This window comes from Micromonospora sp. GCM10011542 (assembly GCF_042650685.1).
Taxonomy (GTDB): Bacteria; Actinomycetota; Actinomycetes; order Mycobacteriales; family Micromonosporaceae; genus Micromonospora.
The window spans coordinates 1-12741 of record NZ_JBHSBO010000068.1 but is presented as its reverse complement, the minus strand read 5'-3'; the positions used below and the strand labels follow the sequence as shown (position 1 = coordinate 12741).

Annotated in this window: 8 protein-coding genes and 2 pseudogenes; 4 read left to right on the top strand and 6 right to left on the bottom strand. The window is 73.7% G+C overall.

Features of this window, described 5'->3' with window-relative positions:
* Positions 1–6: 6 nt before the first annotated feature.
* Both ACFOW4_RS29645 and dnaG read right to left on the bottom strand, forming a co-directional pair.
* Entirely contained in the window at positions 7–543 is a 537-nt protein-coding gene (locus tag ACFOW4_RS29645; RefSeq protein ID WP_377533602.1) for a hypothetical protein, read from the bottom strand.
* Positions 543–2445 (bottom strand): annotated as a pseudogene (gene dnaG / locus ACFOW4_RS29640) (DNA primase). The gene ACFOW4_RS29645 and the pseudogene dnaG overlap by 1 nt, the downstream one beginning before the upstream one ends.
* Before the next feature lie 114 nt (positions 2446–2559).
* Here dnaG and ACFOW4_RS29635 point away from each other — a divergent pair.
* Positions 2560–3768 carry a low temperature requirement protein A gene (locus ACFOW4_RS29635; RefSeq protein ID WP_377533601.1) on the top strand — a complete coding sequence of 403 codons (1209 nt, stop codon included), beginning with the start codon at positions 2560–2562 and terminating at the stop codon, positions 3766–3768.
* Positions 3769–3775: 7 nt separating this feature from the next.
* Here ACFOW4_RS29635 and ACFOW4_RS29630 read toward each other — a convergent pair whose 3' ends face one another.
* From ACFOW4_RS29630 to ACFOW4_RS29620, 3 genes are read right to left on the bottom strand one after another with little or no spacing between them, the layout of a single operon-like run.
* Positions 3776–4606, bottom strand: coding sequence for a siderophore-interacting protein (locus tag ACFOW4_RS29630; RefSeq protein WP_377533600.1), 831 nt, complete (start codon positions 4604–4606; stop codon positions 3776–3778).
* Positions 4607–4616: 10 nt separating this feature from the next.
* Positions 4617–5891: a deoxyguanosinetriphosphate triphosphohydrolase gene (locus ACFOW4_RS29625; RefSeq protein WP_377533599.1), complete on the bottom strand. Its 1275-nt coding sequence runs from the start codon at positions 5889–5891 to the stop codon at positions 4617–4619.
* A 4-nt stretch (positions 5892–5895) separates the two neighbouring features.
* The gene (locus ACFOW4_RS29620) at positions 5896–6243 is read right to left on the bottom strand and encodes a VOC family protein (protein ID WP_377533598.1); all 348 of its coding nucleotides are present in this window, start codon (positions 6241–6243) and stop codon (positions 5896–5898) included.
* A gap of 248 nt (positions 6244–6491) precedes the next feature.
* Between ACFOW4_RS29620 and ACFOW4_RS29615 the strand changes: the two genes are divergently transcribed.
* A complete protein-coding gene (locus ACFOW4_RS29615; RefSeq protein ID WP_377533597.1) occupies positions 6492–6992 on the top strand; it encodes a roadblock/LC7 domain-containing protein in 501 nt (166 codons plus the stop codon).
* A 79-nt stretch (positions 6993–7071) separates the two neighbouring features.
* On the opposite strand, the gene ppdK is transcribed toward ACFOW4_RS29615, so the two are convergent.
* Complete coding sequence (gene ppdK, locus ACFOW4_RS29610; protein ID WP_377533596.1) at positions 7072–9780, bottom strand: pyruvate, phosphate dikinase; 2709 nt, start codon at positions 9778–9780, stop codon at positions 7072–7074.
* Positions 9781–10041: 261 nt separating this feature from the next.
* Between ppdK and ACFOW4_RS29605 the strand changes: the two genes are divergently transcribed.
* Both ACFOW4_RS29605 and ACFOW4_RS29600 read left to right on the top strand, forming a co-directional pair.
* Positions 10042–11883 carry a beta-N-acetylhexosaminidase gene (locus ACFOW4_RS29605; RefSeq protein WP_377533595.1) on the top strand — a complete coding sequence of 614 codons (1842 nt, stop codon included), beginning with the start codon at positions 10042–10044 and terminating at the stop codon, positions 11881–11883.
* Between the two features lie 643 nt (positions 11884–12526).
* Positions 12527–12741: pseudogene (locus ACFOW4_RS29600) on the top strand (phytochelatin synthase); the annotation flags it as partial.

The following is a 12741-nucleotide window of genomic DNA, read 5'->3' as shown; positions in this document are numbered from 1 at the left end:
CCCGACTCAGAGGTTGGTGGGGGTGAGCGCGGCGCGGGCGGCGGCGACCAGCCGGTCGGTCTCGGCCAGCACCTCCGGGTCGTCGCCCGGGGTGCCCGGGTCGAGGCGGACCGTCCAGGTCAGGCCGTCCACGCCGGCAGACCGGCGGGCCGCCACCCGGCCGGCGCCGCCGGGCACCGGGTGGTGCCCGGTGTACGCCACCGAGCGGGTCACCCGAGCACGCACCTGGTGCGGCAGCTCGCCCGGGTCGAGCAGCAGGTACGTCTCGGCCGGCCCGTCGGCGACCACGACGTAGCCGTCCCGCTCGGCGACCGTCTCGGCGGGCGTGACGGTCAGCTCGCGGCCGGACCAGACCGCCTTGAGGATGTCGTGCCAGCCGAGCCGGTGGCCACGGCCGGGCAGCCACAGCCCGAGGTTGCTGGCCACCACCACCCCGTCGCCCTCGCCGTTGCCCGCCGCCGCCCAGGCCAGCACCCGCTCGTCGGCGGTCAGCGGCGGACGGTCGGCCGGCGGCAGCTTCGGCTTGCGGCTGAACAGTCCCATCAGAGCCCTCCGGCCGCCTGCTCGCGCAACGCCCGCGCGTGCTGCTCCAACGAGAGCAGCTCCCCGAAGGCCGCGAAGTAGTCGTCCTTGTTGTTGACCGGGTTGATGCGCTGGATCCGGGACTTGAGGTCCCGGATGCGCGCGGTCACCGACCCGAACTGCACCCGCGCCATGGTGATCGACACGTAGCGCGGGTCCGGTTCACCGTCGATCCGCAGCGGCTCCACCGCCAACTCGCCGACCAGCGCCGCGGCGGCCAGGTCGTCGCAGGCGTCGCGGACCGACTCGATCCAGACCGCGCCGCCGGTGGCCGAGGCGGCGCCGCCGGCCGCCGTGATGGCCGCCCGCACCGCCACGTGCACCGGGTGCCGGTATTCCGCGGCCTCGACCGCGTCGAACATCGGGCCGGCCAGCACCGGCTGCTGGAGGGCCAGCTTCAGCGCCTCCCGCTCGACCATCGACTGCGGGCTGTCCACCGCCGGCTCGGGACGGGCCGGCGCCGGCCGGGCGGCGGGCGCCGCGTCCCGGGCGCCGGCGGGCGGGGCGGAGGCGGAGGCGAGCACCGCCCGCTGCACCGGCTCGATCTCCATGCCGAGGTCCATGGCGAGCTTGCGGACGTACTCCGGGCGCTTCTCCCGGTCCTTGAGTTGCGCGACCAGCGGCGCGGCCCGGCGCATCGCCTCGACCCGGCCGTCGACGGTGTCCAGGTCGTAGCGACTGATCACGTGCCGCAGCGCGAAGTCGACAAGCGGCTCCCGGCGGGCGACGAGGTCGCGTACCGCCAGGTCACCCTTGGCCAGCCGCAGGTCGCACGGGTCCATGTTGTCGGGGCTGACCGCAATGAAGGTACGGCCGACGAAGCGCTGGTCGTCGGAGAAGGCCCGCAGCGCCGCCTTCTGCCCGGCGGCGTCCCCGTCGAAGGTGAAGATGATCTCGCCGGCCACGTCGTCGGTGTCCAGCAGCAGCCGGCGCAGCACCCCGATGTGGTCGGCGCCGAACGCGGTGCCGCAGGTCGCCACGGCGGTCGTCACCCCGGCCAGGTGGCAGGCCATCACGTCGGTGTAGCCCTCGACGATCACCGCCCGGCCCTGCTTGGCGATCTCCCGCTTGGCCTGGTCGATGCCGTAGAGCACGTGCGACTTCTTGTAGATCGGCGTCTCGGGGGTGTTCAGGTACTTCGGGCCGTCGTCGTCGTCGAAGAGCTTGCGGGCGCCGAAGCCGATCACGTCGCCGGTGAGGTCGCGGATCGGCCAGAGCAGCCGGCGGCGGAACCGGTCGATCAGGGTCCCGGACCGAGACTCGCGGGACAGCCCCGCCGTCACCAGCTCCTGGTGGGTGAAGCCCTGCTGGCGCAGGTGCTTGGTGAGCAGGTCCCAGCCGTCCGGGGCGAAGCCGCAGCCGTACCGCTCGGCGGCGGCCCGGTCGAAGCCGCGCTGGGCCAGGAACTCCCGGGCCGGCCGGGCGCCGGCGGTGGTGAGCTGGGCGGAGTAGAACTCCACGGCGGCGGCGTGCGCGGCGACCAGGCGCTGCCGCTGCCCCTGCTGCGGCCGGGGCCGGGGCGTGGACCGGTCGTCCTCGACGTAGCGCAACTGGATGCCGGCCCGGCCCGCCAGCCGCTCGACGGACTCCACGAAGCTCAGGTGCTCGGCGTCCATCAGGAACTTGATCGCGTCACCGCCCGCCCCGCAGCCGAAGCAGTACCAGACGTTGCGGGCCGGGGAGACGTTGAACGACGGGCTCTTCTCGTCGTGGAACGGGCAGAGGCCCTTGAGGTTGCCGCCGCCGGCGGACTTCAGGGTGACCGTCTCGGAGATCACGTCCGAGATCGAGGTGCGTTCCCGGACCAGCGTGATGTCCTCGTCCCGGATCCGCCCAGCCATGCGCCACCCCCTCGGCGTACATCCTGCCCTGCCGGACCGACGGGACGCCGGCCGGGGGACGCCGGTGTGGCGGCCACCGCTGCGGGCTTCGCCCGTTCCGGCCCGGGGGCCGGTCCGGCGCGGGGACCATGACCAGATGCGGAGGGTACGGGGCGCCCACGGCCCCTGGCCGGGGTGGCTGGCCGCCCGGCTCGGCCTGCGCGGCCCCACACCGCTGGAGGACGAGGCCGGGCACCGGCACGCCACCTGGCTCGAACTCTTCCTCGACCTGATCTTCGTGTACGCGCTGGCGGCGGTGGTGGCCCGGCTGGGCGCCGACCCGACCCCGTCACTGGGCGCCGTGCTGGCCGTGATCGGGCTCTTCCTGGTGCTGCAGTGGGCCTGGGTCGGGCAGGTCTACTATGACACCCGGTTCGACCCGGACGACCTGCCGCACCGGCTGCTGGTGCTGGTCGCGCTGGTCGGCGCCGGCGCGATGACGCTCGGCGTGGACGAGGTGCCGGAGAGCATCTGGCTGCCGGTCGGGTACCTGATCGTCCGGGGCGTCCTGCTCCTGCTCTACCTGCGCGCGCGGTTGACCGGCCCGAAGGCTCGGGCGATCACCACGGTCTATCTGACCGGTTTCGGGCTGGGCTGGCTGATCTGGCTGGTCTCGCTGGGCCTGCCGGCTCGGCAGCGCCCCGTGCTCTGGGCCCTCGCGATGGTGGTCGAGCTGGTCACGCCGTGGGTCGGCCTGCGCCAGCTGAGCCGCTGGCCGGTGGACCGGCGACACCTGCCCGAGCGGATCGGGCAGTTCACCATCATCGTGCTGGGCAGCGCGCTGGCCAGCCTGCTCGGCGCGGTGCCGGACCACCCCCGGCCACACATGATCCTCACCTCGGCGGCGGCCTTCCTGGTGCCGGCCGCCGTCTGGTGGGTCTACACCACCTTCGTCACCAGCGGCCTGGCGGCGAGCCGGCTGCGCGGCGGGCAGGCGTACACCTATCTGCACATCCCGCTCGGCGGGGCGCTGCTGGTGCTCGGCTGGGCGCTCGGGCAGGTGGTCCGGTTGCACGACGCCGGCGCGACCAGCCTGCCGCTGGAACTGCGGCTGCTGCTGGCCGGCTCGGTGGTGGTCTGGTCGCTCTGCGGGCTGGGCCTGTACGCGCTGTCGGCCCGGCCGAGCCGGGCGCGGCTGGCCATCGCCGGCTACGGCGTGGGCTCGGTCAGCGTGATCGCCGGGACGGTACGCACGCCGCGACTGCTGCTGTTCCTGCTCGCGGCGGCGATCGTCGGGTACGCCGTGCTGCTCACCCGGCGGCTGACCGCGGTACGCCAGGAACAGGACCGGCGGGCACGTCGCTGACCCGCGCTCACGCCGCCGCGGCCTCCTCGGCCTCGACCTCGCGTTTCCAGTCGGCCTTTGTCGAGCGCCACCCCTCGTCGTCCATGCCGCGCCGCCAGTAACCGGAGATGGAGAGCCGGCTGGCGGGCACGCCCCGCTCGACGCGCAGCAGCCGGCGCAGCTCCTTGACGAAGGTCGCCTCGCCGTGCACGAACGCGTGCACGTCGCCGGGCGGGAACTCCAGCGCGCGTACGGCGGCCACCAGCGCCTCCCCGACCGGCCGGTCGCCACGGTGCAACCAGGTGAGCTGGACCGCGCCGGGGCTGAGCAGCTTCTGCTCCTCGTCCGGACCGTCGATCTCGAGGAAGACGTGGGCCGGCGCGCCGAACGGGAGCCGTTCCAGGGCGGCGCCGATCGCCGGCAGCGCGCTCTCGTCGCCGACCAGCAGGTGCCAGTCGGCGTCCGGGCTCGGCGCGTACGCCCCACCCGGGCCGACGAAGTGCACCGGGTCACCCGGGCGCAGCGCGGCGGCCCACGGCCCGGCCAGCCCCTCGTCGCCGTGGTACACCACGTCCACGGTCAGCTCGCGGGCCAGCGGGTCCCAGGCCCGCACGGTGTACGCGCGCAGCCGGGGCCACTGCGCCCGGGGCAGGTCCCGGCGGATCGCGGCGAGGTCAAGTGGCCGCGGATGGTCGACCCCGGGGTGCGGGAAGACCAGCTTGATGTAGTGGTCGGTGAACTCGCCCACCGGCAGGTCGGCCAGCTCGTCGCCGCCGAGGACGAGCCGGATCAGGTGCGGGGTGGGTCGCTCGGTGCGCAGCACCCGGACCGAGGTGACCGTGCGGGGGCGTTCCGTCATGCCACTTAGGCTAGCCTAAGTCGCCACCGTCCCCCACCGGAGGCCCGGCACCGGGCACCAGCCGGGTGTGCCAGGTCACGGCCGCCGGGTCGGTGAGTGAGGCGACCTGGTCGATCACCACCCGCAGCCGGGCGGCGTCGTCCGGGGCGGCCCGCCACTGCGGGGCGAAGACCGGGTCGAGCCCGTCCGGCGCGCGTCGGACCAGCTCGGCCACCAGCTCGGCCAGGACCTCCCGCTGCCGCTCGTAGCGGCCCCGGGCACCCGGACGGCGCATCACGTAGCGCAGCGCGATGCCCTTGAGCAGGGCGCAGCGCGCCCGGATCGGCCGGGGCACCACCAGATCGGCGCCGTAACGCCGATGCGGGCCGGCACCGAACCGCTCCTGCGTGGCGGCCACCGCCGCCGACACGAACCGGCCGGTCAGCCCGCTCGTGGTGGCCTTCAGCGCCGCCTGCGCACGGTGGCTGCCGTCGTACCCGGCGAGGGGGGCGAGCAGCGGGTCGGCCAGCAACTCCACGAGCACCTCGCCCAGATCCGCCGGGGACTCCCCCGAGTAGGTGGCCGCCACGTCCGCGCAGAGCGCCGCCCGCTCGTCGGCGTCGACCAGCAGCGGGCGCAGCGTCACGTACCCGCCGTGGATGCCGTCCTCCACGTCGTGCACCGAGTACGCGACGTCGTCGGCCCAGTCCATCACCTGAGCCTCCAGGCAGCGCCGCTCGCCGGGCGGTGCGCCCTCCCGGATCCAGCCGAAGACGCCCGCGTCGTCGGCGTACACCCCGAACTTGCGCTGCCCCGGCCGGCGCCGCCAGGGGTACTTGCCGACCGCGTCGAGTGCGGCCCGGGTCAGGTTCAGCCCGGCGGACGTGTCGTCCGGGGCGAGCACCTTCGCCTCCAGCCGGGTCAACACCCGTAGCGTCTGCGCGTTGCCCTCGAACCCGCCGCAGGGCGCGGCCAGCAGGTCCAGCGCCGCCTCGCCGTTGTGCCCGAACGGCGGGTGCCCCAGGTCGTGGGCCAACCCGGCGGTGTCCACCACGTCCGGGTCGCAGCCCAGCCGGGCGCCCATCTCCCGGGCGATCTGGGCCACCTCCAACGAGTGGGTCAGCCGGGTACGCAGGAAGTCGTCCGTACCGGCCGTGTGCACCTGGGTCTTGGCGGCCAGCCGGCGGAACGCCGCGGAGTGCAGCACCCGGGCCCGGTCCCGCTCGTAGGGGGACCGGCCGTAGTCGGTGTCCTTGGGCGCCTCCTCGACCCGCCGGGCGTCCCCCGCCGGCACCGGTCCGCTCAACCGGTCACCGTTCCCGCAGTACGCAGAACTCGTTGCCCTCCGGGTCGGCCAGCACCGTCCACTCCACGTCGCCCTGGCCGATGTCGACGTGCCGGGCGCCCATGTCGACCAGCCGCTCGACCTCGGCCTCCCGGTCGGTCGGCCGCAGGTCGATGTGCAGCCGGTTCTTCGTCTGCTTGTCGTCGGCGACCGGGACGAAGACCAAGCCGGGAAGCCGGTCGGCGGACTGGCGGATCTCCACCTCGTCCGGCGTCTCGCTGACGAGCTGGTAGCCGAGCGCCTCGGCCCACCAGCGGGCCAGCCGGCCGGGGTCGCGGGCGTCGATGGTCAGGTTCTCCCAGACGCTGGTCATGCAGTCACCCTTCCCCTCGGCGGCGTACGCAATCCGCGGTGCACAGGCGAGATCAGGTTACGCCCGCCACGCCCCGACGGCCGGCCCGTGACGCCTCGCCGACGGCCTCGCAAGGGCCGATCGGATCAGAGTTGTCACCCAATCGCCGAGCGTTACGGGATCGCGGTCGGAGATGGCCAGCGGTAGCGTTCCCAGCGCGGAACGTGACCAGCCGACATGCAGAGCCCGACCGGCAGGGAGAGACGATCGTGGACGCAGACACGGTGGTGGGTACGGAGTTGCGCGGCCTGCGCCAGCGCCGCCCCGAGGTCTCCGGGACGGTGCTCGCCGGCACCGACGGGTTGCTGATCTCCAGTGACCTGCCGGCCACCGACGCCACGCACCTGGCGGCACTCGCGGCCGCCAGCTTCGGGCTGGGCAGCCGGGTGGCCGACACGGTGCGGCAGGGCGAGTTCCGCGAGTCGGTGGTGCGCACCAGCGCCGGTTGCGTGGTCACCTACCCGGCCGGGCGCAACGCCCTGCTGACCCTGGTCACCGTCACCGTGGCGGCCGACCTGGAGCCGCTGCACGAGGAGGCCCGGGCGGTCGCCCACCGGGCCGGTTCGATGCTGGACATCCGCGCTCACGGGATCGGCGGGACCCCGGTGCCGGACGCGCACGCCCCGCTCGCCGTACGCACGCCGATGGCGACCCTGCCGACCCAGCTGCGCCGCTCCACGCGTACCACCTGGCGCCGACCACCGATCTGAGCCGCCGGCCGGGCTTCCCGACGCCGGACAGCCGGCGGCGGCCCGGGCGACCGGGCCGCCGCCGGCTGTCCGGCAGTCGTCAGCGGCTGTCCGAGCCGCCGGTCTCCACCGCGGCCCGACCGGCCTCCAACCGCGCCACCGGCACCCGGAACGGCGAGCAGGAGACGTAGTCCAGGCCGACCTCGTGGAAGAAGTGCACCGAGTCGGGGTCGCCACCGTGCTCGCCGCAGACGCCGAGCTTCAGCTCCGGCCGGGCCGCCCGGCCCTCCTCGGCGGCGATGCGCACCAGCCGGCCCACGCCGTCGCGGTCGATCGACTCGAACGGCGAGATGCCGAAGATGCCCAGCTCCAGGTAGCGCCAGAAGAACGCGCCCTCGACGTCGTCGCGGGAGAATCCCCAGGCCATCTGGGTCAGGTCGTTGGTGCCGAAGGAGAAGAACTGCGCGGCCTCGGCGATCTGCCCGGCGGTCAGCGCCGCCCGGGGCACCTCAATCATCGTGCCGATCAGCACCTCGACCCCGCTGTCGCCGACCACCTCGGCGATGATCTTCTCGGCCTCGGCGCGGACCGTCTCCAGCTCCTGCACCGCGCCGACCAGCGGCACCATGATCTCCGGCTTGGCGACCGTGCCGCCGCGGACGCACTCGACGGCCGCCTCGGTGATCGCCCGGACCTGCATCGCGAACAGCCCGGGGATCACCAGACCCAGCCGGACACCGCGCAGGCCCAGCATCGGGTTCTCCTCGTGCATCCGCCGGACGGCGGCGAGCAGCGCCTCCTCCTTGGCCACGTCCTCGCCGCGCTCCTGGGCGACGGCGACGTTGACCGCGAGCTGCTCCAGCGGCGGCAGGAACTCGTGCAGCGGCGGGTCGATCAGCCGGACGGTGACCGGCAGCCCGTCCATCTCGCGGAAGATCTCCACGAAGTCGGCCCGCTGCAACGGCAGCAGCGCCGCCAGCGCCGCGTTCCGCTCGGCCTCGCTGCGGGCCAGGATCAGCCGCTCCACCAGCTCCCGGCGGTCGCCGAGGAACATGTGCTCGGTCCGGCACAGCCCGATGCCCTCGGCGCCGAAACGCCGGGCCCGGGCGGCGTCCGCGCCGGTGTCGGCGTTGGTGCGGACCGCCAGCCGCCGCTTGCCGTCGGCGTGCGTCATGATCCGGTGTACGGCCCGGACCAGGGCGTTGTCGATGTGCTCCGGGTCGAGGCTGCCCTCGAAGTACTGCACCACCTCCGACGGCATGACCGGCACCTCGCCGAGGTACACCTTGCCGGTGGTGCCGTCGATGGAGACGACGTCGCCCTCGCGGACGGTCTGCCCGCCGACGGTGAAGGTCCGGCCCGGCACGTTGACGTCGATCTCGTCGGCACCGGAGACGCAGGTCTTGCCCATGCCCCGGGCGACCACCGCGGCGTGGCTGGTCTTGCCACCCCGGGAGGTCAGGATGCCCTTGGCGGCGATCATGCCGTTCAGGTCGTCCGGGTTGGTCTCCCGGCGGACCAGGATCACCGACTCCCCCTCGGCGGCCAGCTCGACCGCCCGGGCGGAGGTGAAGACGACCTTGCCCGAGGCCGCACCCGGTGAGGCGCCGATGCCCTTGGCCACCGGCTGGAACTCGTGGTCGAGCTGGAAGCGGGGGAACATCAGCTGAGCGAGCTGCGCGCCGTTGACCCGGTGCAGCGCCTCGTCCAGGTCGATGAGCCCCTCGTCGACGAGCTGCCCGGCGATGACGAACGCGGCGGCGGCGGTGCGCTTGCCGACCCGGGTCTGCAACATCCAGAGCTTGCCGCGCTCGATGGTGAACTCGATGTCGCAGAGGTCCTTGTAGTGCTCCTCCAACCGGGCCATGAACGACAGCAGCTGGTCGTAGGACGTCTTGTCCATCCGCTCCAGCTCCTGCAACGGCACGGTGTTGCGGATGCCGGCCACCACGTCCTCGCCCTGGGCGTTGGCCAGGTAGTCGCCGTAGATGCCCTGCGCGCCGCTGCCCGGGTCCCGGGTGAAGGCGACCCCGGTGCCGGAATCCGGGCCGAGGTTGCCGAAGACCATGGCCACCACGTTGACCGCGGTGCCGAGGTCGGCCGGGATCCGCTCCTGGCGGCGGTAGAGCACCGCGCGGTCCGCGTTCCACGACTCGAAGACCGCGCGGATGGCCAGGTCCAACTGCTCGCGCGGCTCCTGCGGAAACTCCCGGCCGGTGTGCTTGGCGAAGATCTTCTTGTACGCGTCGACCAGCCCACGCAGGTCGTCCGCGTCCAGGTCCAGGTCGTTCTCGGTGCCCTTGGCGCGCTTGGCGTCGTCGAGCGCGTGCTCGAACTCCTCGCCGGGCACGTCGCAGACCGTCTTGCCGAACATCTGAATCAGGCGCCGGTACGAGTCCCAGGCGAACCGGTCGTTCCTGCCGGCCTGCGCGCTGAGCCCGACCACGCTGCGGTCGTTGAGGCCGACGTTGAGGACGGTCTCCATCATGCCGGGCATGGAGAACTTCGCCCCCGAGCGCACCGAGACCAGCAGGGGGTCCTCCGGGTCGCCGAGCCGCTTGCCCATCGCCCGCTCCAGCGACTCCAGGTGCGCCTCGATCTGGCCGGCCAGGCCCTCGGGCTCCGAGCCGGTGCTCAGGTACGCCTTGCAGGCTTCGGTGGTGATGGTGAAGCCGGGTGGGACGGGCAGACCGAGATTCGTCATCTCGGCCAGGTTCGCCCCCTTGCCGCCGAGCAGGTCCTTGAGGTCCTTGTTGCCCTCGGCGAAGTCGTAGACGTACTTGTGTTCCACCGTCTCTTGCGCTGCCACCTAGAGCCTCCCACGCGCGCCGGTCCGACACTTAACGAAGGTTCAGTTGCTCTCTTACCCCGGAGCGGACCACCGGTAATCCGGTCGTCGCCGCCGATCGGTGGGCGAAGGTTAAGCGAACATCGAGTGGCCTGGGACCGTTCGGTGACAATAGGCACAGCCATCACGACTATCCGCGTTCGTACCGGTTTTTGGGAACGCTTCCACGCGCACGATCACGCAGGTGATCGCGCCGCCGTACCCTTGACGGCACGCATTCCGGTGAACCTCACCTTTGCCATAACCGACGCGAATACACCCCCGGGAGCCGCCGCCGTGTCGACCAGCCCCTCCACCGGCTCCGCCACCGACCCGGCGCCGCTCCTCCCGCCGCCGGGCCAGGAGACGGGCCCGCTCCTTCCGCCGGCCCCGCTGCCCGCTCACGAGCCGGACGCCGCCACGCTGGCCCGGACGGCCGAACGGGTCGCCGGCGACCTGCTCGCCCCGCCCGCCCCGGTCCGGCTGGCCGACGTCGTGCCCGCGCCGGAACTGGTCGAGCCGGACCCCGACGCGGACTGGGTGCTGCCCGCCGACGCGGTCGTCGTGGCCAGCACCGACCCGGCCGCGCTGGCGGTCGCCGGGCACCTGGCCGAGCTGCTCCGACCGGCCACCGGGTACCTCCTGCCGGTGACCGACGCGGCCCGACCCGAACCGGCCGGAGGCATCGCGCTGATGCTCGCGGTTCCGCCCGCCGGGGCCGGCCCGGACACCGACCTCGGTGCCGAGGGGTACCGGCTCACCGTGGCCGCCTCCGGCGTGACGATCACCGCGGCCACCGCCGCCGGGCTGTTCTACGGCGTACAGACCCTGCGTCAACTGCTGCCGCCCGCGATCGAAAGTCCGGTCCCGGTCACCGAGCGCTGGGTGCTGCCCGGCGGCACGGTCACCGACCGGCCCCGCTTCCCGTACCGGGGCGCGATGCTCGACGTGGCACGGCATTTCTTCACCGCCGAGGACGTCCTGCGCGTCATCGACCACCTGGCCCGGTACAAGCTCAACCACCTGCACCTGCACCTGACCGACGACCAGGGTTGGCGGATCGCGGTGCCGGGCTGGCCCCGACTGACCAGCGTCGGCGGGGCGAACGAGGTGGGCGGCGGACCGGGCGGCTGGTACACCCGGGCCGACTACCGGCGGATCGTCCGGTACGCCGCTGCCCGCCACGTCACCGTGGTGCCCGAGATCGACCTGCCCGGGCACACCCACGCCGCACTGACCGCCTACGGGGAACTCGCCCCGGACGGCATCGCCCCGCCGCCCTACACCGGCACCGAGGTCGGCTTCAGCTACGTCGACCCGGCCGGCGAGCGCACCTGGGCGTTCATCGCCGACGTGCTCGGCGAGTTGGCCGCGCTCACCCCCGGGCCGTGGCTGCACATCGGGGGCGACGAGGCGTTCAAGGTCAAGGGCGCGACGTACACCGACTTCGTCGAGCGGGTGCAGCGCGTCGTCGCCGACACCGGCAAGACTGTGGTCGGCTGGCACCAGATCGCCCCGGCCGGGCACCTCGACGGCCGGGTACTGCAGTGGTGGGGCACCACGACCGAGGACGCCGCGACGGTCGACGCCGTCCACCGCGGCGCCCGGCTGATCCTCTCGCCCGGCAACCACAGCTACCTGGACATGAAGTACGCCCCGGACACGCCCATCGGGCACGACTGGGCCGGGCTCATCGACGTGCGCCGGGCGTACGACTGGGACCCCGGCACACACGTCGCGGGGGTGCCCGCCACGGCGGTGCTGGGCGTGGAGGCCCCGCTCTGGACCGAGTCGGTGACCTCGCTGGCCGAGGTGGAGTTCATGCTGCTGCCCCGGCTGCCCGCCCTCGCCGAACTGGGCTGGTCGCCCCGGGCCACCCACGACTGGGCCGGCTTCCGCGACCGCCTGGCCGGGCACGGCCCGCGCTGGACCACCGCCGGGATCCACTTCCACCGCTCCCCCGAGGTCCCGTGGCCGACGGACCGGGCCCAACCGCCCACCGAGGTCAAACCTCGCATCCCGTCCCAGAACCACCCGGACTCCGCCGCCGACCCGGGCCGCGTCCCGCTCACCGACCCGTCCTGACCCCGTCCGCGCCGCCGCCCGCCGGCGGGCGGCGTCGGCGTCGGCGTCGGCGGGCGGCGTCGGCGGGCGGCGTGGGCGGGCGGCGTGGGCGGGCGGCGTGGGCGGGCGGCGTGGGCGGGCGGCGTGGGCGGGCGGCGTGGGCGGGCGGCGGCGCGGGGGCTGCCGATGCTCTCGGCGTCGGCGTCGGCGTCGGCGGGCGGCGTCGGCGCGACCGTGGCGGCGTCTGGCATCGGCGGTCGGGTCAAGGCCATCATGTGCTTGATGTCCGGTTCGTTGCCGACCGGCTGCGTCAGGTGTCCGATATCTGGTGCGCGTCCCGTGGCCGGTGCCACCCCGGCGCTGGAATCGGCGGGCGGCCGGGGTCGTTGAACATGGCACACCACCACGGGTCCACCGGCCCCCGGTGCGCTGGCCCCCGGAGCGTCGAGCCGCCGGGAACACCCTGCCAGCCGGCCCGGTTACATCCCCCGGAGCCACGGCCCCTGGAACATCCGGGCCGGCCTCCACGGTTACACCCCCGGACGCCCGAGCAGGCCCCCCGCGCCGGGCAGATCTCAATGACTTTCCCCCTTGCTGAAGGCCACGCGCCCCCTTGTGCGTGTCCCGTGCACACCCCCGAGCAGAGCAGAGGAGCACGCCCATCATGCGTACCGATCTGATCCGCAAGAGCGCCCTGACCGCTGTCGGCCTGGCCGCCACCGCCGGTGGCATCGCCGCACCCGCCGTCGCCGCCCACGCCGCGGAGGCCAAGCCCGCCGCGCAGGTGCAGGCCGACCGTAAGCCCGCCAGTGAGCGACACAGCAGTGAGCGTCAGCTCGGTGTGCGCTACGAGGCGCAGCCGAACTTCTACTACTGCGG

Bases quoted from the DNA above. Each gene is read 5' to 3' on its own strand.
- ACFOW4_RS29645 (WP_377533602.1), bottom strand. From the start codon at position 543: ATGGGACTGTTCAGCCGCAAGCCGAAGCTGCCGCCGGCCGACCGTCCG.
- ACFOW4_RS29635 (WP_377533601.1), top strand. From the start codon at position 2,560: ATGCGGAGGGTACGGGGCGCCCACGGCCCCTGGCCGGGGTGGCTGGCC.
- ACFOW4_RS29630 (WP_377533600.1), bottom strand. From the start codon at position 4,606: ATGACGGAACGCCCCCGCACGGTCACCTCGGTCCGGGTGCTGCGCACC.
- ACFOW4_RS29620 (WP_377533598.1), bottom strand. From the start codon at position 6,243: ATGACCAGCGTCTGGGAGAACCTGACCATCGACGCCCGCGACCCCGGC.